This is a genomic window from Streptomyces spinoverrucosus (assembly GCF_006539505.1).
Classification (GTDB): domain Bacteria; phylum Actinomycetota; class Actinomycetes; order Streptomycetales; family Streptomycetaceae; genus Streptomyces; species Streptomyces spinoverrucosus.
Window position 1 is genome coordinate 52115 of sequence record NZ_BJND01000003.1, and the last position, 26862, is coordinate 78976.

26 protein-coding genes are annotated in these 26862 nt (G+C 72.0%); 14 read left to right on the forward strand and 12 right to left on the reverse strand.

Annotated elements, in window-relative coordinates:
* Window positions 1–105 precede the first annotated feature (105 nt).
* From SSP24_RS00755 to tgmB, 3 genes are all read left to right on the forward strand, one after another.
* Entirely contained in the window at window positions 106–420 is a 315-nt protein-coding gene (locus tag SSP24_RS00755) for a DUF1232 domain-containing protein (protein WP_141306567.1), read from the forward strand.
* 313 nt (window positions 421–733) lie between these two features.
* Window positions 734–925, forward strand: a complete 192-nt coding sequence (tgmA, locus tag SSP24_RS00760) for a putative ATP-grasp-modified RiPP (RefSeq protein ID WP_141306568.1) — start codon at window positions 734–736, stop codon at window positions 923–925.
* A gap of 15 nt (window positions 926–940) precedes the next feature.
* Entirely contained in the window at window positions 941–1924 is a 984-nt protein-coding gene (tgmB, locus tag SSP24_RS00765) for an ATP-grasp ribosomal peptide maturase (protein WP_141306569.1), read from the forward strand.
* Window positions 1925–1948: 24 nt separating this feature from the next.
* Here tgmB and SSP24_RS00770 read toward each other — a convergent pair whose 3' ends face one another.
* The 3 genes from SSP24_RS00770 to SSP24_RS00780 form a co-directional block, all read right to left on the reverse strand.
* The gene (locus SSP24_RS00770) at window positions 1949–2191 is read right to left on the reverse strand and encodes a DUF5133 domain-containing protein (protein ID WP_141306570.1); all 243 of its coding nucleotides are present in this window, start codon (window positions 2189–2191) and stop codon (window positions 1949–1951) included.
* Between the two features lie 135 nt (window positions 2192–2326).
* Window positions 2327–4096 (reverse strand): ABC transporter ATP-binding protein, encoded by a 1770-nt coding sequence (locus tag SSP24_RS00775; RefSeq protein ID WP_141306571.1) that lies wholly within the window; start codon window positions 4094–4096, stop codon window positions 2327–2329.
* 141 nt (window positions 4097–4237) lie between these two features.
* The gene (locus tag SSP24_RS00780; RefSeq protein WP_141306572.1) at window positions 4238–4777 is read right to left on the reverse strand and encodes a hypothetical protein; all 540 of its coding nucleotides are present in this window, start codon (window positions 4775–4777) and stop codon (window positions 4238–4240) included.
* A gap of 210 nt (window positions 4778–4987) precedes the next feature.
* Between SSP24_RS00780 and SSP24_RS00785 the strand changes: the two genes are divergently transcribed.
* Both SSP24_RS00785 and SSP24_RS00790 read left to right on the forward strand, forming a co-directional pair.
* Window positions 4988–5218 (forward strand): DUF397 domain-containing protein, encoded by a 231-nt coding sequence (locus SSP24_RS00785; RefSeq protein WP_141306573.1) that lies wholly within the window; start codon window positions 4988–4990, stop codon window positions 5216–5218.
* Between the two features lie 104 nt (window positions 5219–5322).
* Window positions 5323–6243 (forward strand): helix-turn-helix domain-containing protein, encoded by a 921-nt coding sequence (locus SSP24_RS00790; protein WP_141306574.1) that lies wholly within the window; start codon window positions 5323–5325, stop codon window positions 6241–6243.
* Between the two features lie 15 nt (window positions 6244–6258).
* Here SSP24_RS00790 and SSP24_RS00795 read toward each other — a convergent pair whose 3' ends face one another.
* Window positions 6259–7083: an SAM-dependent methyltransferase gene (locus SSP24_RS00795; RefSeq protein WP_141306575.1), complete on the reverse strand. Its 825-nt coding sequence runs from the start codon at window positions 7081–7083 to the stop codon at window positions 6259–6261.
* Window positions 7084–7368: 285 nt separating this feature from the next.
* On the opposite strand from SSP24_RS00795, the gene SSP24_RS00800 reads away from it, so the two are divergent.
* The gene (locus SSP24_RS00800) at window positions 7369–8259 is read left to right on the forward strand and encodes a Gfo/Idh/MocA family protein (RefSeq protein WP_141306576.1); all 891 of its coding nucleotides are present in this window, start codon (window positions 7369–7371) and stop codon (window positions 8257–8259) included.
* A 105-nt stretch (window positions 8260–8364) separates the two neighbouring features.
* On the opposite strand, the gene SSP24_RS00805 is transcribed toward SSP24_RS00800, so the two are convergent.
* Window positions 8365–8643 (reverse strand): GlsB/YeaQ/YmgE family stress response membrane protein, encoded by a 279-nt coding sequence (locus SSP24_RS00805; protein WP_141306577.1) that lies wholly within the window; start codon window positions 8641–8643, stop codon window positions 8365–8367.
* A 166-nt stretch (window positions 8644–8809) separates the two neighbouring features.
* Here SSP24_RS00805 and SSP24_RS00810 point away from each other — a divergent pair, with 166 nt between their 5' ends.
* From SSP24_RS00810 to sthA, 3 genes are all read left to right on the forward strand, one after another.
* Window positions 8810–9919, forward strand: a complete 1110-nt coding sequence (locus SSP24_RS00810) for a PP2C family protein-serine/threonine phosphatase (RefSeq protein WP_141306578.1) — start codon at window positions 8810–8812, stop codon at window positions 9917–9919.
* A gap of 127 nt (window positions 9920–10046) precedes the next feature.
* Entirely contained in the window at window positions 10047–10253 is a 207-nt protein-coding gene (locus SSP24_RS00815; protein WP_141306579.1) for a hypothetical protein, read from the forward strand.
* A gap of 128 nt (window positions 10254–10381) precedes the next feature.
* The gene (sthA, locus tag SSP24_RS00820) at window positions 10382–11785 is read left to right on the forward strand and encodes a Si-specific NAD(P)(+) transhydrogenase (protein WP_141306580.1); all 1404 of its coding nucleotides are present in this window, start codon (window positions 10382–10384) and stop codon (window positions 11783–11785) included.
* Between the two features lie 4 nt (window positions 11786–11789).
* On the opposite strand, the gene SSP24_RS00825 is transcribed toward sthA, so the two are convergent.
* Window positions 11790–12284 (reverse strand): DUF5709 domain-containing protein, encoded by a 495-nt coding sequence (locus SSP24_RS00825; protein ID WP_141306581.1) that lies wholly within the window; start codon window positions 12282–12284, stop codon window positions 11790–11792.
* Window positions 12285–12686: 402 nt separating this feature from the next.
* On the opposite strand from SSP24_RS00825, the gene SSP24_RS00830 reads away from it, so the two are divergent.
* Genes SSP24_RS00830 through SSP24_RS00840 form a run of 3 tightly spaced genes read left to right on the forward strand, consistent with a single transcriptional unit; the run spans window position 12687 to window position 15893 of the window.
* A complete protein-coding gene (locus tag SSP24_RS00830; RefSeq protein WP_141306582.1) occupies window positions 12687–14159 on the forward strand; it encodes an APC family permease in 1473 nt (490 codons plus the stop codon).
* An 11-nt stretch (window positions 14160–14170) separates the two neighbouring features.
* Window positions 14171–15124, forward strand: coding sequence for a hypothetical protein (locus tag SSP24_RS00835; protein WP_141306583.1), 954 nt, complete (start codon window positions 14171–14173; stop codon window positions 15122–15124).
* Window positions 15125–15170: 46 nt separating this feature from the next.
* Window positions 15171–15893, forward strand: a complete 723-nt coding sequence (locus SSP24_RS00840) for a Type 1 glutamine amidotransferase-like domain-containing protein (RefSeq protein WP_141306584.1) — start codon at window positions 15171–15173, stop codon at window positions 15891–15893.
* Window positions 15894–15902: 9 nt separating this feature from the next.
* Here the strand turns inward: SSP24_RS00840 and prcB are convergent, their stop codons facing one another.
* From prcB to SSP24_RS00865, 5 genes are all read right to left on the reverse strand, one after another.
* Window positions 15903–16757, reverse strand: a complete 855-nt coding sequence (gene prcB / locus SSP24_RS00845) for a proteasome subunit beta (protein ID WP_141306585.1) — start codon at window positions 16755–16757, stop codon at window positions 15903–15905.
* A gap of 74 nt (window positions 16758–16831) precedes the next feature.
* Entirely contained in the window at window positions 16832–18298 is a 1467-nt protein-coding gene (locus SSP24_RS00850) for a hypothetical protein (RefSeq protein ID WP_141306586.1), read from the reverse strand.
* Between the two features lie 108 nt (window positions 18299–18406).
* Window positions 18407–20749, reverse strand: coding sequence for a glycoside hydrolase family 65 protein (locus SSP24_RS00855; RefSeq protein ID WP_141306587.1), 2343 nt, complete (start codon window positions 20747–20749; stop codon window positions 18407–18409).
* Window positions 20746–21486, reverse strand: a complete 741-nt coding sequence (locus SSP24_RS00860; protein WP_141306588.1) for an HAD family hydrolase — start codon at window positions 21484–21486, stop codon at window positions 20746–20748. Before SSP24_RS00860 ends, SSP24_RS00855 begins: the two co-directional genes overlap by 4 nt.
* Window positions 21487–21562: 76 nt before the next feature.
* Window positions 21563–21958 (reverse strand): YybH family protein, encoded by a 396-nt coding sequence (locus tag SSP24_RS00865; protein ID WP_141306589.1) that lies wholly within the window; start codon window positions 21956–21958, stop codon window positions 21563–21565.
* A 162-nt stretch (window positions 21959–22120) separates the two neighbouring features.
* Here SSP24_RS00865 and SSP24_RS00870 point away from each other — a divergent pair, with 162 nt between their 5' ends.
* The gene (locus SSP24_RS00870) at window positions 22121–22798 is read left to right on the forward strand and encodes a nucleoside/nucleotide kinase family protein (protein WP_141306590.1); all 678 of its coding nucleotides are present in this window, start codon (window positions 22121–22123) and stop codon (window positions 22796–22798) included.
* On the opposite strand, the gene SSP24_RS00875 is transcribed toward SSP24_RS00870, so the two are convergent.
* Window positions 22785–24620, reverse strand: coding sequence for a hypothetical protein (locus tag SSP24_RS00875; RefSeq protein ID WP_141306591.1), 1836 nt, complete (start codon window positions 24618–24620; stop codon window positions 22785–22787). The genes SSP24_RS00870 and SSP24_RS00875 overlap by 14 nt on opposite strands.
* Before the next feature lie 273 nt (window positions 24621–24893).
* Between SSP24_RS00875 and SSP24_RS00880 the strand changes: the two genes are divergently transcribed.
* Complete coding sequence (locus SSP24_RS00880; RefSeq protein ID WP_141306592.1) at window positions 24894–26828, forward strand: phosphatase PAP2 family protein; 1935 nt, start codon at window positions 24894–24896, stop codon at window positions 26826–26828.
* Window positions 26829–26862: the final 34 nt, after the last annotated feature.

Here is a 26862-nt window from a genome sequence, read left to right on the forward strand (position 1 = left end):
TGTGCCGAGGGGCACAAACGCCGCAACAGAGGCAATACCGGAGCCATATCAGGGAATCCAAGAAGTGCACGCGCGTAGCGCGTGCACCGGACCGAGGAGGGCCCGTTGGATTCCACCACAGCAGTGCTCGCTGTCGTCGCCGTGCTCGCGGCGCTCCTGCTCGCCGCGGCCGTGGGGCTGCTGGTACGGCTGGTCCGGGCCCGGCGCGGACTGCGGCGGGCCGGGCTGCCGACCGGGCCACGCTGGGTGTTCTGGGGCGCCGTCCTGTATTTCGTACTGCCGACCGACCTGTTGCCCGATCCGGTGTACCTCGACGACATCGGCGTACTGCTGCTCGCTCTGCGCACCCTGCGCGCCCCCCTTGCCGCCCGGGCTCCCCGTACCCCCGCCGAGGTCGGCAGGCCCGGCGAACCCGTCTGACGTTTCCGGACGGATCCCCGCACTCCGCACCTCACTCAAGGGCGCGGCCCGAGCCACACGCCCCCGCGACCGCCCCGATGCGCCCCACCGCCGCTCCGTGTGCGCGGCTCTCGACCCAACGACCAGTCAACCGACCGACTCTGTCGGCCGTCTCAGGTTCAGAGCGGCCAACTCGCCCGCGATCACGGAGCGTAAGGAAACCAACCACCCGTTCGATTCGTATAAGTCCATGGAAGCCCCGGACAACGAGCGGGAGATGCCACCACACGGCAGGCCGACGGCCTGACCGGGGCAGCACCGAGAGGGAGAGACGATGCAACCGTTCGCGCTCAACTACGCACGCCCGGCGGCGGAGTTGGACGTCGCCACGCCGTACGCGTACGACCCCGGCCTGCAGTTGAACGTGCTGTTCGACGGGCGGATAGCCGCCACGGACCTCGCGCTGCTCAGAGAGCTGGCGACAACGACCTCCACCGCCGGCTCGAAGACGCACTTCGACGACTGACCCCGGGCCGTCGACATGACCGTACTGATCCTGACCAACGACGAGGACGTCACGGCGGACATGGTGGTGGTCCACCTGCACGCGTCCGGGGTTCCGGTGGTCCGCCTCGATCCCGCCGATCTGATCGGCGGTGCCGCCCTGTCGGGCGAGTATGTGCACGGCGCGTTCCGCGGACACCTGTGGTCCGCGGGCCGCCTGGTGAGCATGGACGGACTGCGGTCCGTGTGGGTGCGCCGGCCCGGGGCTCCGGCCACGCGGGTGGCCGAGCCGTCCGCGTGGCTGACGGAGGAGTCCTCGCAGGCGCTGTACGGCATGCTGCGCAGCTCCGGCGCGCGCTGGATGAACCACCCGGACGCGGCCCGCCGGGCCCGGCACAAGCCGTGGCAGCTACGGCTGGCCCAGCGCTGCGGGCTGCCGGTGCCGGCCACGCTGATCACGACGTTCCCGCAGGCCGCGCGGGACTTCGCCGAGCGCTTCCCCGACCTGGTGGTCAAACCGGTCTCGGGGGCGCACCCCCAGGAACCGCCGAGGGCGGTGCCGACCAGCCGGGTGGCACCGGACGCCGACTTCGCCGCGGTCGCCTTCGGGCCGACGCTCCTGCAGCGGCGTATCGCCAAACGGGCCGACATCAGGCTCACCGTGGTCGGCGAGCGGCTGCTGGCCGCCCGCAAGCCGACCGCGCCCGACGCCGATCCCGAGGAGGTGGACGTCCGCTTCGCCGCGGACCGAACGCCGTGGCGGTGCACCGAGGTGCCGCCGAGGGTCGCCGAGGGCGTGCGGTCGTATCTGCGGGAGGCGGAACTGGCCTATGGCGCCTTCGACTTCGTCGAGGACGCCGATGGGACGTGGTGGTTCCTGGAGTGCAACCAGTCCGGGCAGTTCGGCTTCGTCGAGGCCGACACGGGTCAGCCGATCGCCCGGACCATCGCCGAGTGGCTGGCGAGACCCGCCGCCGAAAAGCAGCGGCGGGTCAATGGCACCACGACGACCGTGCCGTGACGGCCATGGACCGCGCGGCGCTGGTCAGACGGCCAGCGACAGTCCGCTCTCCCCGTCCGGGTCGGTGGGGCGCTCGCCCATCAGCAAGGCGTCCGCCTTGGCGATCGCGTCATGGATGCTGGTCGTGCCCATCATCACGCACAGTGTGTAACTGACGTCCTCCAACTCCCGTGCAGTCGTCGACGTCTCACTCTCCGCCTGGGCGATGCGCAGCGATGCGTACCGGGTCAGCAGCTTCCTGACGACCTTCGGGTCCGGAACAAGCACGGGGCGCCCCTCTCTCGACTTTTGCGCACCGTATGCCCGAATGGAGCCGGACCATTCACCTCCTTGGGCCCGGGACACCCAATTGACGCAATACCGTTGCCTACCGGGACAGTCCCGCCGCCCGCCGTTCACCTCTCAGGCCACCTGGCCGCTGTGCAGCGCCGCGTAGGCTCCGCCCCGGCGCAGCAGCTCCTCGTGGCGGCCGATCTCCTGGATCCGGCCGTCGGCCATGACCACGATCCGGTCCGCGCCGCGCACGGTGGACAGCCGGTGCGCCACCACGAACGTGGTACGTCCCCGCAGCAGCCGGGCGAGCGCCTGCTGGACCAGGGCCTCGGAGCGGGTGTCCAGCGCGGAGGTCGCCTCGTCCAGGACGAGCACCTTGGGGTCGCGGATCAGGGCGCGGGCGATGGCGAGGCGCTGCCGCTGCCCGCCGGACAACCGTGCCCCGCGCTCGCCGACCAGGGTGTCGAGCCCCTGCGGCAGCGCGTCGACGAACTCCAGCGCGTTGGCGTCCCGCAGTGCCGCCCGGACCGTCTCCTCGTCGGCGTCGTCCATGCCGTAGGCGACGTTCTCCCGGACCGTCCCGTCGAACAGGATCGACTCCTGCGGCACCACCGACACGAACCGCCGGTAGGTGCGCAGGTCGAGGGTGGCCATATCGGTGCCGTCGAGCAGCAGCCGGCCCGAGGTGGGGCGGATGAAGCCGATGACGAGGTTGAGCACCGTGGACTTGCCCGCGCCGGACGCGCCGACCAGGGCGATGGTCTCGCCGGGCCGGACGGAGAGGGTGAAGTCGCGGACCGCCGCCCGGCCGCCGTCCTCGTACGCGTGGCACACGTTCTGGAAGGTGACGTGCCCGCGCAGTTCGGTGAGCTCGGCCTTGCCTTCGTTGTCCTCCAGTTCGGGCGCCTGGAGCACCTCACCGACCGAGCGGACCGATTCGAGGCCCTTGGTGATGACCGGGGCGAGGCCGGCGAGGGTGGTGGTGGAGTTGGTGAGGGTGGTCAGGAAGGCGCTGAGCATGACGACGTCGCCCGCGGTGACGCCCCAGACGTCGTAGTACGAGATCAGCGCGGCGCCCGCGAGGACGAGGACGCCGATCACATTGAGGACCACCCAGGCGAGCGAGCCGAACCGGCCGTTGACCAGGTCGAGGCGCATCCCGGAGGTGAGCAGGCGGCGCAGGGTGCCGTCCATGCGGTGCAGCGCCTTGCCCTCCAGACCGTGCGCGCGGGTCACCGGGATGAGCCGGGTCATCTCCGTGACCCGCGACGACAGGGTCTCGACCTCGTGCCGGAAGTGCTCGTTGTGGGTGCGCAGCCGGGCCCGGAGCCGGGCCACGAGGAGCGCGGCGGCGGGGACGACGACGAGGAAGACGGGGAGGAACTCCGGGGTGCGGACGGCGATGATGATCAGTCCGCCGGTGAGGACGGTGAGCGCGCCGAGTCCGTTCTCTGCGGTCTGCTGCACCATCTGCTCGACCGTCTCGACGTCGCGTACCACCTTGGCCTGCAGGACACCGGCGCTGACCCGGGAGTGGTATCCGATCGACAGCTGCTGCATTCGGGTGCACAGCGCGGAGCGCAGGGCGGTGCCCATGCGGCGCACGCTGCCGTAAAGGAGGCGGACGTAGAGGACGTGCAGGGGGTAGTTGATCACCAGGATGAACATGATGATCCCGGTGCTCGTCCAGAGCCTGCTGATCGGCCCGTGCTGGACGACGGTGTCGATGATGGACGCGGTGATCAGCGGCAGCAGCCAGATCGGGCTGTGCTTGACGGTGAAGACGCCGACGGCGGCGGCGAGCCGCCGGCGGTCGGCGTGGAACAGGTAGGCGAGGGTGCGTATCGGGTGTTCGCCCCGGTAGCGATGGTCGAGCGGTTGCTCCATCGACGACGCCATCCGCGGTGGTCCTCTCCGTTGGCCGAGTGGGTGCGGTGAGCGCAAGCGCGCGAAAGCGCTTACTCCCCTCGTTCGGCCAGGGGTATACCAGGGCGCGGGTGGAATGTGGGGGGCGTCCGGAGCGTGAGACCCGGTTGAGGGCTACTCGCCGAGAGAACGGGCGAGTTCGGTGGACGCGTGGGCGATCTCCGCGTCCTCCTCGGCCATCAGCTGCCGCAGGGCAGCCCTGCGGGCATGGACCGCGCGACGGGCGGCGCGCTCCCAGACCACGTGGTTCTCACGGTGGTTGAGCAGCTTGGGGTAGGCCGACGCGGTGTGCTCCCACTGGCGGGCGTCGGCGATGTTCTTGAGCAGCTGGATGATCCGGGCTCGGCAGGTCACCTGGGGAAGCTGGGCGAGCTCCCACAGGAACGGCACGGTCGCGGCCGTGGCCTGTTCCACCACGAAGCCGTACTGGCAGATGCGGTCCCGCAGTTCGTGCAGCGCGCCGCTCGCGGCCTCGGGGCCGCCCCACGCGATGGTGTTGAGCAGCAGGGGGATCGCGGCCGCGGACCCGGTCGAGTCCTGGATCTCCCGCCACGGCACCTCGCCCAGCGCCCGGAGCGGCGTCGCTGGGCCGCTCGGGCGCGTCTCACGGTCGGTGCGCTCGGTGCTCGGCTGCTGGGTCGAAGCGGTGCGCATGGCGTCGGGCCTTTCCGCGGCAGTCATGTCGGACGGGGAGACAGGTACGCCGACCTGCTCTTTTCCCTGATGCAGCGTCATGATCGGGCGTCTTCCGGTGGGTTGACGCCAGGGCTATTATCCACGCCGTCAGCGCCCGCGTGCAATTGCACGAGAAATTGCGCGAGAATCGGGTAGGGAACTCAGCACCGTGAACTGAGGGAGGTCGCGATGCCAGTGATGCCGAACGGAGTGCGGGCGAGTGCGCTGGACGCCCGCTGGATCAAGAGCCGGCACAGCAACGCCGAGGGCAACTGCGTCGAGGTCGCAGCGCTGGTGGACGGGGGCATCGCGCTGCGCAACTCCCGCGATCCGGACGGGCCGGCGCTGGTGTACACGGCGGCCGAGGTGGCGGCCTTTCTGGCCGGGGCGAAGGACGGCGAGTTCGACCATCTGCTGTGAACGGCGCCCGCTGTGGTCTCCGCCTGCGGTGAAGCTCCGCCTGCTGCGGATCGGTGAAGTGCGGTAGCGTGGTAGGTACTTCTGCCGGTCCGCAGGGAGCCAGGATGTCCGCCGAGTCACAGCGCATCTCCCGCCTCCGACCCTATCTCGATCGGGCGGAGCCCGCCCCGACTCTGCTGAAGATGCTCGTCGGCGTGCAGTTGGCGGGCTTCCGGGAGGACGCCGGGTTCGCCCAGGACCAGGCGGCGCGCGCCCTGGGGTTCAGCCCGGCGAAGCTGTCGCGCATCGAGTCGGGCAAGGGCCGCAGGCCACCGACCGAGGCCGATGTCCAGGCGCTGCTGAAGCTGTACGGCGCGGACGAGTACGAGGCGTCGGTGCTGCTCCAGTTGCTGCGACGGGCCGGGGAGCCCGGCTGGTGGCAGCGGTACGACAAGCGGCTGATGCCCGAGTGGTTCGACCGGCTGGTGGGCTTGCAGGAGGCGGCCGCCTCGATCCGTACCTTCGAGATCCAGTACGTGCCCGGACTGCTCCAGACCCCGGACTACGCGCGGGCGGTCGTGGAACGCGGGTTGCCGGTCGCGTCGTCGCACGAGGTACGGCGCCGGGTCGAACTGCGCGCCCGGCGCACCGAGTTGCTGCTGCGCCCGGCCGCGCCCCAGGTGTGGGTGATCATCGACGAGTCCGTGCTGCTGCGGGTGCTGGGGAGCCGGGCGGTGATGCGCGAGCAGCTCGCGCATCTGATCGAGATGGCCCAGCGGCCCCATGTCAGCGTGCAGATCGTGCCGTTGGACGTGAGCAACGCGTCGGCACCGTCCATCCCGATCACCTATCTCCGGTTCGACGGCCTCGATCTGCCGGACGTCGTCTACCTGGAGCACATCAGGAGCGCGAACTTCCTGGAGGACCGGGACGAGACGGAGGAGTACCGGATCGCCCTGGACCGGCTGGCGGACGAGGCGCTCACACCGCGCGAGTCGCTGGCGCTGCTGCGGGAGACGATGGAGCGGCGCTACCCGGAGGGGTGATCTCCGGGGTCGTGACTACGTGAGGGGGATACGGCCCACGCCGCCGAACTCGATCCACTCATGGGTGAGCTGACGGGGCACCACCTCGTTGTCCGGCCGCCAGGTGGACACCTCCACGAGGCCCGGTTCGAGAATCTTCAGACCCTCGAAGAGTTCGGCGACGTCCTTCTCCTGGCGGACCCGGCCCCAGTGTCCCTGCGTCACCTGGTCCATGAAGTTGGTGACGAAGTCACGGACCTCGGGGTCCTCGCTGACCAGCTGGCACATCACCAGGAAGCTGCCGGGCGCCAGCCGTTCGCTCACGCGCCGGACCACGGCCTGCGGGCCGTCGGTGTCGCTGTCCGGGATGCAGTGGAAGACCGAGTTGAACAGCACGGCCACCGGCTGGGAGAAGTCGATCAGGCGCTCGGTGTCGGGGTGGGCGAAGATCGCGTCCGTCTCCCGCATGTCGGCGTGGATCACGCAGGTGCGCTCGTCCTGCTCCAGCAGCGCGCGGCCGTGCACCAGCACCATGGGGTCGTTGTCGACGTAGACGACGTGCGCGGTGGGGTCGTGGTGCTGGGCGACCTGGTGGACGTTGTCCTGGGTGGGCAGGCCGGAGCCGTGGTCGAGGAACTGGCGGATGCCGTACTCGGCCGCGAGGGTGCGTACGACGCGCTGCAGGAAGCGACGGTTGTTCACGGCCAGTCGGCGGGTGCTGGGGACGACCTTGTCGAGCTCGTCGCAGGCCGCGCGGTCCGCGGCGTAGTTGTCCTTGCCGCCGAGGTAGTAGTCGTACATCCGGGCGGCCGTCGGGACGTTGGCGTCGATCTCCTTGGACAGCGGCTTGTCGGTGTTCATCGATCCCCCTGTTCGCGTCGAGCGCCAACTCGACTGGCCTGACAGGGAGTACATCCTAGGGATGCGGGGATGGCCGGTGCCAGTCCATGAGCGAAACCGGTGTGCTGCGGGCCACAGGCGCAGCTCGGGCTCGCCGGAGCGGAACGCCGGGGACGACGCGCCCGCGCACCTGCCCGCCCACGTCAGCACGCGGTACCCCTTTCCCCCATCCGTGTGACACGCTCACCTCGACCGGCAGCATCCGCGCTGGTCCTCGCAAGGTTCCGCACGTGGGAGAGGCGACGCATGCGTATCGGACTGCTCGGCACCGGCCCCTGGGCGCAGATGGTGCACGCCCCCGTCCTGAGCGGGCACGACGAGCTGGACTTCGTCGGTGTGTGGGGGCGCCGTCCGGCCGCCGCCAAGGAGCTGGCGGACCGTCATGGCACGCGAGCCTACGACGACGTGGACGCCCTGCTCGGAGACGTCGACGCGGTGGCGGTCGCGCTGCCCCCGGCGGTGCAGGCGGACCTCGCGGTGCGGGCCGCGCGGGCGGAGTGCCATCTGCTGCTCGACAAGCCCCTCGCGCCGACGGTCGCCGAAGGGCAGGCCGTGGCCGAGGCCGCGCGCCGGGCCGGTGTCGCCTCGGTCGTCTTCTTCACCGCCCGCTTCCAGACCGAGCCCGAGGCCTGGATCAGCGAGAAGGCGGGCAGCGACGGCTGGTTCGTCGGGCGCGCCCAGTGGCTGGGCGCGGTGTTCACCAGCGGCGACAGCCCGTTCGCCGCCTCACCGTGGCGGCGGGAGAAGGGTGCCCTGTGGGACGTGGGTCCGCACGCCCTGTCCGTACTGCTGCCGGTGCTCGGGGACGTGACCGGTGTGCCGGCGGCGGCGCACGGTCCGCAGGACACCGTGCACGCCGTCCTCGACCATGTCTCCGGCGCCTCCAGCACCCTGACCCTCAGCCTCACCGCCCCGCCCGCGGCGGCGGGCGCCACCGTCGAACTGAGGGGCGCGACCGGGGTGACGTCCCTCCCGGAGAGCTCCGAGGGCGCGCTGCCCGCCTTCTCCCGGGCGGCCGACGCGCTGCTCACCGCCGCCCGCACCGGGCGGCCGCACGCGTGCGACGCGGCGTTCGGGCTGCGGGTCACCGAGATCCTGGCGGCGGTGCAGGACGTGCTCGACCGGCCCGGCGCCTGAGCCGCGCTCGGCGTGACAGTGCGGGGGCACGGACCGGACGTCCGTTCCGTGCCCCCGCGCCAAGGGCTTCTCGGGCCGCGGCCCGCTCTGCTCGGGGCTCACGCCTCAGGCGTGCCGGTGCGAATGCCGGCCGCCGGTGAAGGCCCGGTACAGCAGGAGCAGGATGAGCGAGCCGACGATCGCGGCGACCCACGTCGACAGGTCGAAGAACCCGTCGATCGAGTCGACGCCGAAGATGACCTTCCCCAGCCAGCCGCCGAGCAGACCACCGGCGACACCGATCAGCATCGTGATGATGATCCCGCCCGGGTCTCTGCCCGGCAGCAGCATCTTGGCGATGGCACCGGCCAGAAGCCCGATCAGGATCCAGGCGATGATGCCCACGTCTCGTCCACCATCCGTCGGAACTGTGTTCCCCTACCGGATACGCCGAGAAGCCGTTGTCAAACCAGAAACCGCTCCGGCGAGGACAGGACTCGTCCTCGAACCCCACGCCGCCTCGGCATCCCGGCCCCGATGCGCGGTGCCCGGTCCGGCGTAGCGTGGTGGTGTGGGTAGGGTGCACCTGCTGTCACCGCTCCGGCACCTGGACCGGCGGGGCTGGCTTCGGGGCGCGCCGCCGCCGCGCTGGGTGCGGGTGCTGCCGGTTGCCCTGATCGCGGGTGTGGCCGTGGCCACGGCGGTCAGTCACGATCCGCTCGACATCGGCTTCCTGCTGGGTGCCATCCCGCCGCTCGCCGTGCTGTCGTACGGGCCGCTGGCGACGGCGCTCCTCGGTGCGGCGACGGTCACGCTGCTGCACGTCCCGGCGCTCCAGCTGAACCGGCCCGGCGACACCGACCTGTGGACGCTCAGCTTCGTCGCCGCCCTGAGCGTGTTCGTGTCCTTCGTCCGCAGTCGCCGCGACGCCCAGCTCGACCTGGAGCGCACCATCGCCGAGGCCGCGCAGCGGGCCCTGCTGCCGCCGTTGCCCGAAGCGGTCGGTCCAGTGCGCTGCCGGGGCCTGTACCGGGCGGCGCAGCGCGGGGCGCTGGTCGGGGGTGACTTCTACGACGTGCGCGACGGCCCGTACGGGGTGCGCGCGGTGCTCGGCGATGTCCAGGGGCACGGTCTGGCGGCCATCGGCACCGTGGCCTCGCTGCTGGGCGCCTTCCGGGAGGCGGTGCTCGACCAGCCGGACCTGGAATCGGTGGCCGGCCGGCTGGACCGCCGGCTGACGGCGGACGCGGCGGAAGCCCGGCACGCCGATCTCTTCGCGACCGCCGTGCTGCTGGAGTTCGCCCGCGACGTGCGTTCCGTACGGGTGCTGGCCTGCGGGCATCCGCCGCCCGTGCTGCTGCGCGCGGGGACGGCCACGGACATCGGGGTCGAGGCGTGTACGCCGCTGGGGCTGGGCCTCGCCGACCCCACCCCGCACCGGGGGATCACCGTGCGGCTGGAGCCGGGCGACCGGCTCTTCCTGGCCTCGGACGGGGTCTTCGAGGCCCGTGACCCGGCTGGCGCGTTCTACCCCCTGACCCAGCGGATGGCGCTCCTGACCGGGGACGACCGCGCCGCCCTGCCCGACCTCGTGTGGGAGGACCTGCTCCGGCACACCCGGAGCCTCCACGACGACGTCACGATGCTCGTTCTCGCGCCTCGGCCGCCGGAGCGGCCCTGATGCCTCCGGAGAAGGCCCGGTGCGGAGCCTTCCGGATGCAGGGAGGGCCCCGGCGTTGAATGGTGTAAGTGGACCCGATGCACGCACCGGGTCCATAGGAGAACCCCGGACCGGAGGAGCAGAGATCATGTCGACGCCACAGCCCGACGCGTCCAAGCCGGTCACGGACCGCGTCACCCCGGATGCCCTGCTCCACACCCGCACCGGCACGGACGTGTCGCCGGAGGACGTGGTGCTTGCCTCCGGCAAGGACCTCACGCCGAAGAACCTGGAGTGGGCGCGCCGCAAGCTGGCACAGGAGGGCGACGCCGCGCTCGACAAGCTGCTGCCGTAGCCCGGCGTCGGTGAGCGCCCGCAGGCCCGACTCGCCCGTGGCCCGCGGGAGTTGACCCACGCCACGTCGAGGTTCCGCCACGACTTCGCCCTTACGGAGAGGCCGTTCGGGCTGTCACACTTCCGAGGGTGCCCGACTTCGACATGCTCGTCCTCGGATCCGGCCCCGGTGGCCAGAAGGCCGCCATAGCCGCGGCCAAGCTGGGCCGCCGGGTCGCCGTCGTCGACCGCCCCGACATGGTCGGCGGGGTCTCCATCCACACCGGCACCATCCCCTCCAAGACGCTCCGCGAGGCGGTGCTCTACCTCACCGGTCTCACCCAGCGCGACCTGTACGGGCAGAGCTACCGCCTGAAGGAGGACATCACCGTCGCCGACCTGATCGCGCGCACCCAGCACGTGGTCGGCCGCGAGGTGGACGTCATCCGCAACCAGCTCTCCCGCAACCACGTCACCCTGTTCCCCGGCACGGGCCGCTTCGTCGACCCGCACACCGTCGCCCTGCAAGAGATCGGCGGCCGGGAGCGGCTGATCAGCGCCGAGCACATCGTGATCGCCACCGGCACCCGGCCCGCCCGGCCGGACAGCGTCGAGTTCGACGGCCGCACGATCATGGACTCGGACAACGTCCTGGCCCTCGAACGCGTCCCGCGCTCCATGGTCATCGTGGGTGCGGGGGTGATCGGCATGGAGTACGCGAGCATGTTCGCCGCCCTCGGCAGCAAGGTGACGGTGGTCGAGAAGCGGGCCGGGATGCTCGACATGTGCGATGTCGAGGTCGTCGAGTCGCTCAAGTACCACCTGCGGGACCTCGCGGTGACGTTCCGGTTCGGGGAGACCGTCGCCGCGGTCGAGCGGCATCCCCGGGGTGCCCTGACCGTGCTGGAGAGCGGCAAGAAGATCCCGGCGGACGCGGTGATGTACTCGGCGGGCCGGCAGGGCCTCACGGACGGCCTCGACCTCGACAAGGCGGGCCTGACCGCCGACGCGCGCGGCCGGATCACGGTCGACGAGCACTACCGCACGCAGGTGCCGCACATCTACGCCGTCGGCGACGTCATCGGCTATCCGGCGCTGGCGGCGACCTCGATGGAGCAGGGGCGGGCGGCGGCGTACCACGCCTTCGGGGAGCCGGTGGGGCGGATGCACAACCTCCAGCCGATCGGCATCTACACCATCCCGGAGATCAGCTTCGTGGGGCGTACGGAGGACCAGCTCACCGACGACCGGGTGCCGTTCGAGGTCGGTGTGTCCCGCTACCGTGAGCTGGCCCGGGGGCAGATCATCGGGGACTCGCACGGCGTGCTGAAGCTGCTGGTCTCCCCCGAGGACCGCACGCTGCTCGGCGTGCACTGCTTCGGCACGGGGGCGACCGAGCTGATCCACATCGGGCAGTCCGTGATGGGGTGCGGCGGCACGGTCGACTACCTGGTCGATGCGGTGTTCAACTATCCGACGCTGGCGGAGTCCTACAAGGTGGCCGCCCTGGACGCCACGAACAAGCTGCGCCAGATCGACCGCATCGCCGACTGACCGGTCAGGTCGTGTCCTCGTCCACGATGTGTACGGCCGCCTCCTCGGCGCCCGCGGCCCCCGCGTCGATGCCCTTGTCCTGCGCGACCGCCTCCTTCGTCGTGTCCGGGTGCGCCCCCTCGTCCGGGGCCACCAGCCGCCCGGCGCGCTCGGTGCCCGCCTCGGGGTCGACCGGCTCGCCCGCGCCGCCGGCCAGGTCGCCGATGTCGTCCCCGGCGGGTTCCTCCACGTCGGGGCGCTCCTGGGCGAGGCGCTGGTCGAGGGTCTCGCCGGTGTGCTGTTCGGCGGCCGTGGTGCCGTGCTTGCTGACGCCGAGCGGCTTCTCCGCCGGCGAGTAGCCCTCGTCCAGGGTGTCGTCGTACGTGCGCTCGTCGACGGCGTCCTGCAGGTCGAGGGGCGCGGCGTCCTCCTGCTCCTCGTTGGTCCCGGTGGGCTGGTAGGCGTCGTCGGCCATCGCGTCGTCCGCCCCCGGTTCGGGACGCGTTCCTTCGCTGCCCATGGCTGCCTCCCTGTCGCGGCCGCGTCGGCTCGTCGATCTCGGCGTTGGTCCCTGTCCGCGTTTCCCGTCGGGCACACTCCATTCGCCCGTCTCCCAGGCCGGACCGCGCGGGTTCCGCTTCGCGGGCGACAAGGTCCGTGACCGGCAGCGGAGTTGGCCATGCGGCGGTCCGCGAGATTTCCGCAGAGGTCAATCTTGCAAGGCCGACGCGCGGGGCTATCATCACTCGCACACTCGGTGTGACCGTCCGACAACGGGGCGGCCACCACGCCCACCCTCCGCTTTTTCTGCCGCCCCGGCCCGAGGCCATCCCTCGTCGGCCGCAGGCGGGTTCACCCCCCACACCACTTACGCCGTCGGGGCGTTCGCCCTCGCGTCGTGCAAGTCGAAAGCAGCGCAAGGATGAGCAAGAGCACGGGCAGAGGGCTGCAGGCAGGCGCCCTCAGTACGTTCGACACCGTGGTGATGGCGGTCGCGGGCAGCGCCCCCGCCTACTCGCTGGCCGCGACCACGGCCGTTCTGTTCGGGGCGGTGGGGCTGGCGGGCCCGGCGGCACTGCTGTACTGCGCGATCCCCATGCTGGGCATCGCGCTGGCGTTCAGCTATCTCAGCCGTATCGACGTGAACGCGGGCGCCAGTTACTCGTGGGTGGGCCGTACGCTCCATCCGTTCCTGGGGTTCATCAGCGGCTGGGCGCTGGTGGTGTCGGCGACGATCTTCATGGTGGCCGGTTCGCTGCCCGCCGGGTCGATGACGCTGGCGCTGTTCGACGAGGACCTCGCGGACAACACCGCGCTCGCCTCGGTGGTCGGCGCGGGGTGGTTCCTGCTGATGCTGCTGGTGGTGCTGGGCGGCGCCCGGCTGACCGTGCGCGCGCAGCTGCTGATGTCGGGTGTGGAGCTGGTCATCCTGGCCGTCTTCGCGGTGCTGGCACTGCTGCACTCGGACAACGCCCGCACGTTCGACTGGTCCTGGCTCGGGTTCGGCCACTTCGACGGCCTGTCGGGCTTCGCGTCGGGGGCGCTGGTCGCGGCGTTCTACTACTGGGGCTGGGACGTTGCCTGCAACCTCAGCGAGGAGACCCGCAACAGCCGCCGTACCACGGGTCTCGCCGGGCTCATCGGCGTCGGTATCGTCTTCCTGCTGTTCATGGTGTTCACGATCGCGGTGAACATCGTGCTTTCCACCCGGCAGATCGAGGAGAACGGCGCCGACGTGCTGGCCGTGCTCGGCGACGAGATCTGGCCGGGCTGGGGCGGCAAGCTGATCGTCGCGGCGGTGATGCTGTCCACCATCGCCACGCTGGAGACGACGCTGATCCAGGTCACGCGGTCGCTGTTCGCGATGGGCCGGGACCGTACGATGCCCTCCGCGCTGGGCCGGGTGCACCGCCGGTGGAACACGCCGTGGGTGGCGATCGCCCTGGTCGGCGCGGTGGCGCTGGCGATGTTCGTCGCGGCCAACGCGCTGGGTTCGGTGGGCGACATCCTGTCCGAGGCCATCTCGGCGATCGGTCTGCAGATCGCCGTGTACTACGGCCTGGCGGGCCTCGCCGCGGTCGTCGCCTACCGGGGGATGCTGCTCCGCTCGCCGGCGCACTTCGTGCTCGGCGGGGTGTGGCCGTTGCTCGGTTCGCTGTTCATGTTCTGGGTCTTCGTGGAGTCCCTGGGCGAGTTGAGCGCTACGGCGGTCGCGATCGGCGTCGGCGGGCTCGCCGTGGGCCTGGTTCCGATGCTCTGGTACTGGCACAGGGGCAGCGACTACTACCGTCCGGACCGGCTGGACGCGACCCGCGCCATCGTGCCGGACTACCCGCCCGACGGCCACGCGGCCGCGGGCTCCCGCAGCCATGAGGGTCTCTCCACCGACTTCTGAAAGAGACCCTGATGGCGCGCGACCGTTTCGCCCCCGACTTCGACCCCGACTGCGGGGACGCGGACCTCACCGCGGCCCGCCACGACATCGTCATCGGCCGCTGGCAGGGGCTGCGCGAACTGCTGCGGTCCACCGGCCCCGACTGGCCCCTGCGGGGGCACCGGGTGCGGCTGCTCGCGCAGGCCTGCGCGGGCAGTTCGGCGGTGGAGTCCTGGCTGGCCGCCGAGCCGTACAGCGCCGACGCGCTGGTCCTGCGGGCCGCGACCGAGACGGCCCGGGCGTTCAACCTGGCCATCGCGGCCGGGCGGGGCGTGCCGATCGAGCAGGAGCGGATCGACGGCACGGTCATGGCGTGCATGCGCGCCGCGGAGGCGTACCCGGCGGACCCGACGCCGTGGATCTCGCTGATCTCCGTGGCCCGCCTGTACCCGCAGGGGGTGCGCAGGCGCGAACTGGCTCGCTGGTGGGACGAGTTGCACCAGCGGGACCCGTACAGCATGGAGGGCCACCTTCAGGTCCTGCACTACTACTCCGCCCGCTGGCACGGCACCCACGGCCTGATGTACGACTTCGCCCGCGACGCCGCCGGAGTGGCCCCACCCGGCTGCGCGCTGCCGGTGCTGGTGCAGTACGCCCGCGTCGAGGAGTTCCGCTACGCCCTGGACGCCGCCCGCGGCCTCCACTCCGCGGTCCGTCTCGGCCAGCACTGGGACCACGACGGCGCCGTCAGCGACGTACGCCGCACCTGGCAGCGCTGGCTCCAGGAACGCCCGGACACCCCGGTCACCCCGGTCGAACTGCGCGACCTCAACTACCTGGCCCACGCCGCCTGCCACGCAGGTGCCTCCGCGATCGCCACGGAACTCCTCCGGCTGCTCGGCCGCCGGTACACCCGGACTCCCTGGTCCTACACCGGAGACCCGGCGAAGGAGATCACCAAGTGGCGGGGACAGCTGAGGGTGTGAGCCTTGGGAGACTGGGCCCGACGTTCCCGTCCCGCGCCCAGGAGGCATGCCCGTGACCGCCGCTCCCGCACGTCGTCTGGCCCTGCTCGGCGGGGGTTTCTCCACCGACGAGGACGGACTGCTGGACGACTGGGTTTTCGGCCAGGCGCGCGCGTCCCGGCCGAAGGTGTGCTTCGTCCCCACCGCCAGCGGCGACGCGCCCGGCTACATCGAGCGGTTCCTGGACGCGTTCGGGCCCCGGCGGTGCGAGCCGTCCGTCCTGCCGCTGTTCCGGCGGGAGTTGGACGACGCCGCGCTGCGGTCCTTCCTGCTCGCGCAGGACGTGGTGTACGTCGGCGGCGGCAACACCGCGAACCTGCTGGCCGTCTGGCGCACGCACGGCGTCGACCGGCTGCTCGCCGAGGCCTACGACCGGGGGACCCTGCTGTGCGGGATCAGCGCGGGCGCCAACTGCTGGGCCGAGGGCTCCCACACCGACTCGTTCGGCCCGCTCACCTTCCTGCCGGACGGCCTGGGCCTGCTCCCCGGCTCGGTCTGCCCGCACTACGACAGTGAGCCCGGCCGCCGCCCCTCGTACCGGGAGGCCGTGGCGACCGGCCGGCTGCCCGCCGGGTGGGCCCTGGACGACGGGGTGGGCGCGCTGTTCACGGACGGGGAACTGGCGGAGGTGGTGACTCGCGCGCCGGGCGCGCGGCTGTACCGGGTCGAGCCGGACGGTCGGGGCGAGGCGGTGGAGCGGGCCGTGGCGGCACGGCCACTCGCTCCCTGAACACCGCTGTCACGGTGTGGCGTTCGGCCCGTCGGGGCGGGTGCGGCGTTGTTCGACCATCTCGTGGGTCAGTTCCTCCGTCTCCTGAGCGGGCAGGCGTTCGAAGCCGTCCTCGGTGATGACGGAGACGATCGGGAAAATGCGGCGGTTGATGTCCGGGCCGCCGGTCGCGGAGTCGTCGTCGGCCGCGTCGTACAGGGCGTGGAGGGCGGCCAGGGCGGCCTCGCGCCGGGACATGCCCGGGCGGAACAGCTTCTTCAACGCGCCCCGCGCGTACGGCGAACCGGAGCCCTCGGCGTGGAAGTCCGGCTTCTCGTAGGCCCCGCCGACCACGTCGAAGCCGAAGATGCGGCCCCGCGCGCCCCCGGCGGCCTTGACGTCGTAACCGGCCAGGAGCGGCACGACGGCGAGGCCCTGCATGGCCTGGCCGAGGTTCTGCCGGATCATGCCGGCCAGCCGGGTCGCCTTCGCGCTGAAGGTCATCGGGGTGCCCTCGATCTTCTCGAAGTGCGTCAGCTCGACCTGGTACAGCTTCACCATGTCCACGGCGAGCCCGACGCTGCCCGCGAAGGCGACGGCGGTGTAGTCGTCCGCGGGGTGCACCTTCTCCAGGTCGCGCTGGGCGATGAGGTTGCCCGAGGTGGCCCTGCGGTCCCCGGCGATCAGCACGCCGTCGCGGTAGCCGAGCGCCAGCACGGTGGTGCCGTGCGGGAACCGGTCGTCCGCCGCGCGGACGCCGTCGGGGAAGGGGCGACGCATGGGCAGCAGCTCCGGGCGGTACGCCGCGAGGAACTCCGTGAAGGACGAGCTGCCGGGGACGCAGAACTCGTCCCCCAGTCGTCCGGCGCTCTCGTGTCCCGCCATGCCACTCCCCCCTCGTCCGAGCCGACAATCGGAGTCCTACCTGAGGCGGGCGCCGGGGAAACGTCCCGGCCGGGTCACGGAGCCTTGGTAAGCGCCGGTTCCCCAGGCCCGCTCCGCGGTGCGACGTACACCCGCAGCCCGTCGAGCCGGTGCTCGGTCCAGTCGCGGGCGTACGCCGGTGGGCGGCCGTCGGCTGTGGTCAGGGTGGCGACGGGGATGCGGCGGGCGCTGCTCAGGATCTCCGCCTCGGTGGTGTTGGCGTTGTGGCCGCGGACCGCGCCGGAGGAGCAGCCGGTGTAGTACGCGATGGGGATGGCCTGGTGGCCGGTGAGCAGGCAGGGCGGGCGTACCCCGAGGCTGTGCAGTCGGTCGGCGGTGCGCACCCAGTCCTCGCGGTCGGCGACGGTGCGCTGCGCGGTGCGGTCCAGGACGACGTACTGCACCGCCAGATGACCGGCCAGCCCGAGCGCGACCAGTGTCGCCGCCACGGGCCGCCACCGCCCGTCCGGTGCGGTGACAAGGCGCCACAGCGCGTCGGCGGCGGGGAGGGCGAGGAGCGCGTAGGCGGGCAGCAGGAAGCGGGGGGCCGCGTACTCGATCAGGAAGAGGTAGGGGACGGCGGCCGTCGTGGCGCAGGCGAGGGCGGCGAGGGTGGGTCTGGTGCGGCCGGCGCGGATGGCGATCGCGAGGCCGAGCGCGGCGAGGAGCGGAAGGGCGTACCACCACAGGGTGATGACCGGGTTGGGCATCGGCGCGGTGCACGGGCGGCACAGGGTACGGCCGACCAGGCTGCGCAGTTGATCGTCGACGGCGAAGTTCAGGCCGAGTCCGCCCTGGATGCGGGAGCCCTCGGCCAGCCGCTCCCCGAGGCCGCCGTAACTGACGTAGGCCTCGACGATCCACTCCGCGGCCCCGGCCGCCAGGCCCGCCAGCAGTGCCGCGAGGGCTCGCCACTGCCGTACGGACACGGCGAGGACCAGCAAGGGAATCGTCACCCACACCGCGTCCGTCGGCCGCATCAACGCCATCAGCGCCGCGCTCGCCCCGATCCCCCACAGCGCCCTGGCGCTGTCCCCGGCCCGCACGAAGCAGCCGACGCAGATCAGCGCGCCGATCGCCACCCAGTAGTTGGGCATGGCCTGCGGGGCGTAGAAGAGCGTCACCCAGAGGGTGCCGAACAGGGCGCCGGCGGTGGCCAGGACCCGGGGCGGGAACAGGCCGCGCCAGGAGCGCAGGGCCAGGTAGAGGCCGAGGCCGGCGAGGAGTGCGAGGTAGACGCGGAGCAGTGCGGTGGACGTCGACCAGGACGCGATCGGCGCCACCAGCAGGGAGACGCCGCGGGCGCGGGGTGCGCTGAAGAAGGCGGCGGGGGCCTGGTCGCCGACCTGGCTGACGTACACCGTCTCGTCCCAGCCGAGGCCCATGCCGGGCGGCACCAGCAGGAGTTGCGCCACGGTGAAGGCGCCCGCCACCACCGCCGGGGCGCCCGGCGGGCCGAGGCGCAGCCTTCCGACACGGGTCACCCTCGCACTTTCGGCCATGGTCCGGCCCCTCCCCCAAGCTCACCGGGTTACTGAAACCCCCACGGTCGATGAACTTGGGGAGGATTCAGGGAAAACAATCAAGAACATTAGCTTACGTGAGTGGGCTCAGTGGGCGTTCGGTGTGCGGTGCGGGGGCTGTTCCGGGGTCGGGCGCTCGGGTGTCGGCGGGACCGTGCGGACGGCGGGGCTGTCGGGGCCGACGTTCAGGTGCTCGCCGTGGTGAGTGATCGTCAGGCGTGGGCCGGATAGCAGGGTGTACGTGGCCTTGTCGGGGCTGATCTCCACGTGCAGGCGGCGGTCGAGGAGCTGGATCGTGAAGGCGAGCCTGCTGAACCGTTCGGGCAGGCGGGGCGCGAAGCGCAGCGTGTCGCCGGTGCGGCGCATCCCGCCGAAACCGGCGACCAGCGCCATCCACGTACCGGCCAGCGACGCGATGTGCAGCCCGTCGCGGGTGTTCTGCTCCAGGTCGGCCAGGTCCATCAGGGCCGCCTCGACGGTGTAGTCGTAGGCGAGGCCGAGATGGCCGGCCTGGGCGGCGATGACGGCCTGGACGCAGGCGGAGAGCGAGGAGTCCCGCACCGTCAGCGGCTCGTAGTAGGCGAAGTTGCGGGCGATGTGCTCGTCGTCGAAGTGGCTGCCGCAGGTGTACATCGCAAGGACCAGGTCGGCCTGCTTGACGACCTGCTTGCGGTACAGGTCGAAGTACGGGAAGTGCAGCATCAGCGGGAACTGGTCGGGGCCCGTCGACTCGAAGTCCCAGCGCTGGTAGCGGGTGAAGCCCGCGTGCTGCTCGTGCACGCCGAGGTCGGGGTTGTACGGGATGTGCATGGCGGTGGCCGCTGCGCGCCAGGCGGCGCTCTCCTCGTGGTCCACGTCCAGTTGCGCGGCCTGTTCCGGGTGGCGTTCGACGGCGGCGGCGGCGGCCAGCAGGTTCGCCCGGGCCATGAGGTTGGTGTACGTGTTGTCGTCGGCGATCGCGCTGTACTCGTCCGGGCCGGTGACACCGTCGATGTGGAAGGCGCCGTGGTGGTCGTGGTGGCCGAGGGAGCGCCACAGCCGGGCCGTCTCCACCAGCAGCTCCACGCCGGTGTCCCGCTCGAAGTCGCGGTCGCCGGTCGCCGCCACGTACCGGACGACGGCGTCGGCTATGTCGGCGTTGACGTGGAAGGCGGCGGTGCCGGCGGGCCAGTACGCCGAACCCTCCGAGCCCTCGATCGTCCGCCATGGGAACGCCGCGCCGCGCAGGCCGAGTTGGGCGGCGCGTTCGCGGGCGGCGGGCAGGGTGTTCTGCCGCCAGCGCAGCGCCTCGGCGACGGCACCCGGCGAGGTGTAGGTCAGCAGGGGCAGCACGAAGGTCTCGGTGTCCCAGAAGGCGTGGCCGTCGTAGCCGGAGCCGGTCAGGCCCTTGGCGGGTATCGCTCGGCCCTCGGCGCGGGCGCCCGCCTGGAGGACGTGGAAGAGGGCGAAGCGGACCGCCTGCTGGATCTCCTCGTCGCCGTCGACCTCTACGTCGGCCCGCGCCCAGAAGTCGTCCAGATACGCCTGCTGTTCGTCGAGCAGGCCCTGCCAGCCGCTGTGCGCGGCCGCCGCCAGCGCCGCCTCGACCTGGTCGCTCATCGCGGGCCGGGAGCGGACGCCGGACCAGCCGTGCGCGACCAGCTTCTCCACCCGCAGCCGCTCACCGGGGTCGAGCACGGAGGTGACGGTCAGGCGGGCCACGTCCACATTGCTCTCGCTGCTCGTGGTCGTGCGCTCCGGGCCGGTCAGGACGTGGTCGGCGGCCACGGCGACGCGCAGGCCGCTGCGCCGGGTGCGGTGCACGAGGCGCAGCCGGGGGCCGTCGGCGAAGTCCTCCTCGTGCTCCAGCGGCGACTTCAGCGCCCGGGCGGCACGCGGGTCGCCGTTCGGCTCGGGCAGGCTCTCGTTGGCGACCAGCTCCGACTGGATCACCACCCGCGTACGGCTGTCGACGGGCTCCACCTCGTACGCCACGGCGGCGATCGCCCGCTGCGTGAGCGACACCAGCCGCGTCGAACGCACCCGCACCGTCGAACCGGCCGGTGAGGTCCACTCGCAGACCCGCTCAAGGACACCCCTGCGCAGATCCAGGGTCCGTTCGTGCGCGACGAGCCGCCCGTAGCGCAGGTCGAACGGCTCGTCGTCGACGAGCAGCCGGACGACCTTGCCGTTGGTGACGTTGATGACCGTCTGACCGGACTCCGGATAGCCGTACCCGGCCTCGGCGTACGGCAGCGGATGCAGCTCGTGCACCCCGTTGAGGTACGAGCCGGGCAGGCCGTGCGGCTCGCCCTCGTCGAGGTTGCCGCGCCAGCCGACATGGCCGTTGGACAACGCGAACACGGACTCGCTCTGTGCCAGCACGTCGAGTTTGAGGTCCGTCTCCCGCACGGTCCACGGCTCGACGGCGTACGCCCCCTGTGCGATCACTCCTTGCCCCCCAGTTCGGCGAGATCCTCTACGACCCGGTCCGCGCCGTGCGCGTACAGGGCCTCGGCCTGTCCGGCGCGGTCGACGCCGACAACGTAACCGAAGTCGCCCGCGCGCCCGGCGTCCATGCCGGCCAGCGCGTCCTCGAACACGGCCGCCTGCCGCGCCTCGACGCCGAGGTCGTGGGCGGCGGCCAGGAAGGTGTCCGGTCGCGGCTTCCCCGGCAGCTTCCGCTCCGCCGCCACCACGCCGTCGATGCGTACGTCGAACAGCTCCTCGGCGTCGATCGCGCGCAGCACGTCACGGCAGTTGGCGCTGGACGAGACGATCGCGGTGCGCAGGCCCTGGGCGCGGACCGCCTCGATGTAGCGCAGGGTGCTGTCGTAGGCCTCGACGCCGCCGCTGCGGATCTTCGCCAGGAGGAGCTCGTTCTTGCGGTTGCCGACGCCGTGCACGGTCGGGGCGTCGGGCGGGTCGTCGGGGCTGCCTTCGGGCAGGTGGATGCCGCGGGAGGCGAGGAAGGTGCGCACGCCGTCCGCGCGGGGGCGGCCGTCGACATACTCGTCGTAGTCGGCGACGGCGTCGAACAGCCGGAAGTCGTCGCCGTCGCGCTCGCGCAGGAAGGCGTCGAACGTCTCCTTCCAGGCGGCGGCGTGCACCACGGCCGTCTTGGTGACGACCCCGTCGAGGTCGAAGAGGCAGGCCAGGATTTCTTCGGGGAGACCGAGCTCTGTCATACAGGGACGGTTCCCCGGCTCGCCGGGGTCCAGTGGGTGGCGGGCGCCACACCGGGCACGTTCCGCCGTACGACGGTCAGTCGAGGGGGAACGAGTGGTGCTCGTGCGCGATCCGCCAGCGGCCGTCCTCCTTGCGCAGGCCAATCGTCAGCCGCAGGCGCAGGGTGGGCTGCGCGGCGAGTTCCTTGGGCATGCCGCAGCGCAGCAGGGCGTGCGCGTAGGCCACCTCGGTGCCCGCGGTGACGTCCAGGGACTCGATCTCGAAGGACGCGCCCTGGGACTGCCACTCGAAGAACGGCGGCCAGGTGTCCCGGTAGGCGTCGATACCGCGGACGCCCTCGTGCGGTGGCGGCACGTCGAACATGACGATGTCCTCGGTGTGGTCCGCGAGGACGCCGTCGAGGTCTCCACGGTGGACGGCTTCGGCCCACCGGGTGATGAGGTCACGGATCAGGGTCTCGTCGTCGGACATGTGCCTTGCTCCCTTCTTCCTGTCTCTCCCCCCTTCTTCCTCGTCTCGCAACCCCCCTTCTTCCTCGTCTCGCAACCCCCCTTCTTCCTCATCTCTCCCCTGATCCGACTCTGCCCGGAGCCGGAACTCATCGCCCGTCGGCCGGATGCCACACTCTGCTGTGTGCCAGTGACCTTCGACGACCTCCTGGCCCGCGCCCGTGCCCTCGCGGCGGACGGCCGCCGGGCCGTCCTCGGCATCACCGGCAGCCCCGGCGCGGGCAAGACGACCCTCGCGGAACGCCTGGTGCGGGAGCTGAACGACACCGGCCGGCCCTGGGTCGCACACGTCCCCATGGACGGCTTCCACCTCGCCGACGTGGAGCTGGACCGGCTCGGCCGCCGCGAGCGCAAGGGCGCGCCCGACACCTTCGATGCGGCCGGGTACGCGGCCCTGCTGCGGCGGCTGCACGAGGACGGTGACGACGTGGTGTACGCGCCCGGCTTCGAGCGCGTCCTGGAGCAGCCGATCGCGGGCGCGATCCCGGTCCCGGCGACCGCCCGCCTGATCGTGACCGAGGGCAACTACCTGCTGCTCGACTCGGGCGCCTGGGCGCGGGTCCGGCCGCAGCTGGACGAGGTGTGGTTCTGCGAACTGCCCGAGCCGGAGCGAATCCGCCGCCTCGTCGCCCGGCACGAGGAGTTCGGCAAGGGCCACGAGGAGGCGGTGGCGTGGGTACTGGGGACGGACCAGCGCAACGCCGAGCTGGTGGCGGCGACCCGGGGGCGTGCGGACCTGGTCGTGGGCATGGGCTGGCGGGGTTTCGACGTCAACTCCGGTTCGCCGGTTAGTGGGGCTTGAGTCTCAGCTCCGGTTCGCCGTGGGTGTCGCCCGCCGCGATGCCGATCAGGGCCGTGAAGGCCTCCGTGCGGACCGTCAGGCCGCGTGGGCCGGGCTCGAACGTGGGGGCGAACGGGGTCGGATCGCCGTAGCGGACGGCGAAGACGTGCAGGTCCGCCGGTGCCTCCGGGGCCGGGGCCGCCTCCAGGGCCGTGGAGGAGATCAGGTGCCGCCAGCTTTCGTCCGGGTTGCCGAAGACGCGCGGGTCGGCGGCGAGTGCGAACGCCGCCTGCTCCTGGGTGACCTCGGCGCGGGCGTCGAAGTGGTCGGGCCCCGGCGCCGAGGGGTGCGTCAGGCGCAGGGGGCCCGCGGAGGTCACGCCGGCGGGCTGCGCGGTCCTGCGCACCCGGTCGCCGTCGTCCGCCGCGTACGGCATCCCGGCCAGCAGATACGGCGTCCCGGCCAGCCGCTGCACGGCGACCGTCACCCACAGACGCGTGCCGTCGGTGACGTACAGGGACCGCACATGACGCAGGACGTGCTCGCGGTCCACGACCGGCTGGGTGACCAGCTTGCCCGCGAGGCCGCCGGTGCGCAGGTCGCGGACGCGGACCTCGCCGAACGGACGGCACAGCAGGAAGCCGTCCGTCACCGGGCCGAAGCCGTGCTGGCGGTGGACGGCGGCCGGGAGGTAGTAGGTGCCCGCCGCCTCGATCAGTGACGGGGTCATCCGGTCGTCGAACGCCACCGAGACGCCGCCCGCGCGCAGTTGGTGGCGGGCCGGGGTCGTCGAGGGCGTGCGGTGCCAGCCCGGGGTGTCCTGGATCTGCCAGACGAGCATGAAGGCGAAGTGGCCGTCGAGGCCGCCGTCGGGCTGTGCCGCGTGCCGGGCCCAGCGGGTGTCGCCCCGGTAGCGGCCCAGGTCGGCGCCGATACGGCGGCCGAAGTGCCGCAGGCCGAGGACCGCCTCGAAGCCGCAGTGCTGTTCGCTGTAGCGGGGCCCGCCGAGGTCGAAGCCGCCGCCCGTCAGGCGGGCGTCGAGATAGCGGGCGAGCGCGTCGCCGTCCTCGGCGAAGACCTCCTCGCCGCTGACCCGGTGGGCCTGGGCGAGGAAGGAGAGGGAGATGGGGCCGTAGTTGTTGTCGTACGCCCCGCCGTGCTCGGGTGGCAGGAGGGCACCCCGGTCGCGGATCCGGCGGGCGCGGATCTCGTGGTCGTACAGACTCATCGCCCGGAGCCGAACCGCCTTGCCCTCCGCGGGCGGGAGATGGCGTGCCAGCATCAGGCCGCCGACGACGCAGGCGATCGCCTGGTTGCCGGCCTGCTGCGGGTTGAAGAAGGTGGCCTCGGTCAGCCAGCGCCAGTAGCCGTGGGCCAACTCCCGCAGCGCGCTGACCGGTTCGTCGTCGAGGATGCTGTCCGTCGCGTCCAGCACGTTGACCGTCTGCAGCAGCGCCCACACCGTGCTCGGCCAGTCGCCGTGCGGGTGCGCGCCCGCCCGCAGGGCGAAGCGGGCGTACGGCAGTCCGGAGCCGCGGATCCTCAGGTTCGGATAGCCGGGGTTGTCCTCGCGGAACACCCGCTCGCGCAGATGGAAGGCGAGGCTGCGGCGCACCACCTCCGGCAGGCGTGGATCCCGGCCGCGCTGCCAGGCGAGCGCCAGCAGGGACGTGACGCCGAGGGAGGTGTCGCCGACGTCGAGGACGGCGGCGGGGTGTTCGAGGCTGCCGTCGGGCGCGATGCGGGCCAGGGCCTGCTCGGTGACGGCGGCGAGGACGGCGTCGTAGGCCTCGGGGGTGTCCGGCAGGTCGTGCAACGGACGGCGCTGGTAAGGGAGATGCACGTCGGTCAGCCTTTCCGCGCGGCCGCTTCGGCGAACGCGGCATCGGATAGGATCCCACGCGTTCACACAGCGAACATCAATGTCCGTCAGGCAGAACGAACACACCCGCACAGAGATCACCAGATCTCGTTCACCCGCAGGACATGGCGCCGTCGCCGGACCATCCCCGGACCGACACAACTCGCCCGTAGATCTTCGCTCGCAGGCCTTGAGTGCCTCACCCACCCCCGTCGCCACCGCACCCACCCACCCGAACTCCAGAGAGGCACCCTCATGCCGTCACCAGCCGGGCACCCGTCCACCGCGTCGGCGGGTCAGCTCGCCCTCAACCGCCGGGGTTTCCTCAGGACCTCGCTGGGCACCTCCGCGGGACTGCTGGCCGCCCCGACCTTCGCCGGCTGGCTGGCCGCCGCGGACGCCAAGGCCGCCACCCCGCTCGCCGCGTTCGTCGACGACTACAAGAGCAACGACACTGCCAACCGGACGCCCGAGACCAACGCCGTGGTGCGGATCCTCGGCGGGATGGCCGAGGTGTGGAAGACCGGCGACGCCTGGAACACCGGCACGCCGCTCCACCCCGAGGTGCTGCGCGCCAACATGCGCTACTGCGCCCGGATCACGGCCAGGCGGACGCCGGAGCAGGCCAAGGAGGCGTTCATCGTCGACCGGCAGCACCAGAGCTACGCGATGATCGCGGGCCTGGGCCCGCTGGCCGGCCTGTACCGGGAGGGCGCCAAGGCGGTCACCTCGATCACCAGCGCCCCGGACGGCACCCCGGCCACCAAGATCAGCGACGCGGTTCCGGCCGACGCGCCCGCCGGATCGGCGCTCGGCGCGGGCTCGACCGCCTCGGAGCTGGGCAAGGTGGCCGAGCTGGTCAACACGGTGCGCGGCCCGTTCGCCTCCAGCAACCCCGCCAAGTTCACATACCAGTACCCGCGCCCGTGGCGCATGAACGAGGACAGCGAGGTCGTCGACACCGGGCGGACGGACGCGTTCGGCTACCCGGTGTACGACTGCGAGGTGATCGTCGCCCCGCAGCTGCTGCGTCAGCGCAGCACCAGCCCCGCCGACGACGGCGGGTTCCCCAGCGGTCACGCCAACGCCCTGCACCTGGCGTGCCTGGCGTACGCCTACGCGATACCCGAGCGGTTCCAGGAGCTGGTGACGCACGCCTTCGCGCTCGCCGACACCCGGATCGTGGCCGGTATGCACTCCCCCGTCGACGTCATCGGCGGCCGCGTCATGGCCACGGCCCTGGCGGCGGCCGCGCTGGCCGACCCGGCGAACGCGGAGCTGAAGGCCGCGGCGCGCGCCCAGGCCCTCGCCTACTTCCGGGCGCGGACCGGCACCACGGCGGACACCCTGAACGCCTACGCGCACTCGGCCGACGCCGAGACCGACCCGTACGCGGACCGGGCCGCCAACGCCCGTTCCGTGCGGCCCCGGTTGACGTACATCCTGACCCGGCACGGCCGTAGCAAGCCGATGACCGTGCCCAAGGGCGCGGAGGTGCTGCTGGAGACGCGGCTGCCGTATCTGACCGCCGAGCAGCGCCGCGAGGTGCTGCGCACGACCGCGCTGCCCTCGGGGTACGTGCTGCTGGACGGCGTCGAGCAGTGGGGCCGGCTGAACCTGTTCGCCGCGGCGGACGGTTACGGCGCCTTCGACTCCGACGTGACAGTGACGCTGAACGCGGCGGCCGGCGGCTTCGGCGCAGCCGACGCCTGGCGCAACGACATCGACGGGCGGGGCGGGCTGACCAAGCGGGGCACCGGCACGCTGACCCTGACGGGCCACAACAAGTACACCGGCGGCACGGTGGTTTCGGGCGGTGTGCTGGCCGCCGGTTCGGGCCACGCGCTGGGGCACGGTGACGTGCGGGTGACCGGCGGCACGCTGAGGCTCGCCAAGTCGGTGCAGGTGCACGGCACCTACGCCCAGGAGTCGGGCACGCTGGAGGTGACCCTGCGTTCGGGCAAGGAGCCCGCCCTGGAGGTGACGCGCCGGGCGATGCTCGGCCGGGGCAGCACGCTGTCCCTGCGGCTCGACGCCGACAAGCCGCCGGCCGCGGGCAGGACGATCCGCGTGCTCGACGTCCCGGTGCTGCGCGGCCAGTTCGACCGCGTCGAGCTGGACTCCGACACGCTGCGGGCCGTGCCGCTTTACACCGCGCGCGGTCTGTCGGTACGGCTGCTGAAGCGGTGACGCCCGGCCGGTGCGGGAGCCTGTGCACGACCCC

Coding starts and splice junctions, on each gene's coding strand:
- tgmA (WP_141306568.1), top strand. CDS start 734: ATGCAACCGTTCGCGCTCAACTACGCACGCCCGGCGGCGGAGTTGGAC.
- tgmB (WP_141306569.1), top strand. CDS start 941: ATGACCGTACTGATCCTGACCAACGACGAGGACGTCACGGCGGACATG.
- SSP24_RS00775 (WP_141306571.1), bottom strand. CDS start 4,096: ATGGCGTCGTCGATGGAGCAACCGCTCGACCATCGCTACCGGGGCGAA.
- SSP24_RS00780 (WP_141306572.1), bottom strand. CDS start 4,777: ATGCGCACCGCTTCGACCCAGCAGCCGAGCACCGAGCGCACCGACCGT.
- SSP24_RS00785 (WP_141306573.1), top strand. CDS start 4,988: ATGCCAGTGATGCCGAACGGAGTGCGGGCGAGTGCGCTGGACGCCCGC.
- SSP24_RS00790 (WP_141306574.1), top strand. CDS start 5,323: ATGTCCGCCGAGTCACAGCGCATCTCCCGCCTCCGACCCTATCTCGAT.
- SSP24_RS00795 (WP_141306575.1), bottom strand. CDS start 7,083: ATGAACACCGACAAGCCGCTGTCCAAGGAGATCGACGCCAACGTCCCG.
- SSP24_RS00800 (WP_141306576.1), top strand. CDS start 7,369: ATGCGTATCGGACTGCTCGGCACCGGCCCCTGGGCGCAGATGGTGCAC.
- SSP24_RS00815 (WP_141306579.1), top strand. CDS start 10,047: ATGTCGACGCCACAGCCCGACGCGTCCAAGCCGGTCACGGACCGCGTC.
- SSP24_RS00825 (WP_141306581.1), bottom strand. CDS start 12,284: ATGGGCAGCGAAGGAACGCGTCCCGAACCGGGGGCGGACGACGCGATG.
- SSP24_RS00830 (WP_141306582.1), top strand. CDS start 12,687: ATGAGCAAGAGCACGGGCAGAGGGCTGCAGGCAGGCGCCCTCAGTACG.
- SSP24_RS00835 (WP_141306583.1), top strand. CDS start 14,171: ATGGCGCGCGACCGTTTCGCCCCCGACTTCGACCCCGACTGCGGGGAC.
- SSP24_RS00840 (WP_141306584.1), top strand. CDS start 15,171: ATGCCCGTGACCGCCGCTCCCGCACGTCGTCTGGCCCTGCTCGGCGGG.
- prcB (WP_141306585.1), bottom strand. CDS start 16,757: ATGGCGGGACACGAGAGCGCCGGACGACTGGGGGACGAGTTCTGCGTC.
- SSP24_RS00850 (WP_141306586.1), bottom strand. CDS start 18,298: ATGGCCGAAAGTGCGAGGGTGACCCGTGTCGGAAGGCTGCGCCTCGGC.
- SSP24_RS00860 (WP_141306588.1), bottom strand. CDS start 21,486: ATGACAGAGCTCGGTCTCCCCGAAGAAATCCTGGCCTGCCTCTTCGAC.
- SSP24_RS00865 (WP_141306589.1), bottom strand. CDS start 21,958: ATGTCCGACGACGAGACCCTGATCCGTGACCTCATCACCCGGTGGGCC.
- SSP24_RS00880 (WP_141306592.1), top strand. CDS start 24,894: ATGCCGTCACCAGCCGGGCACCCGTCCACCGCGTCGGCGGGTCAGCTC.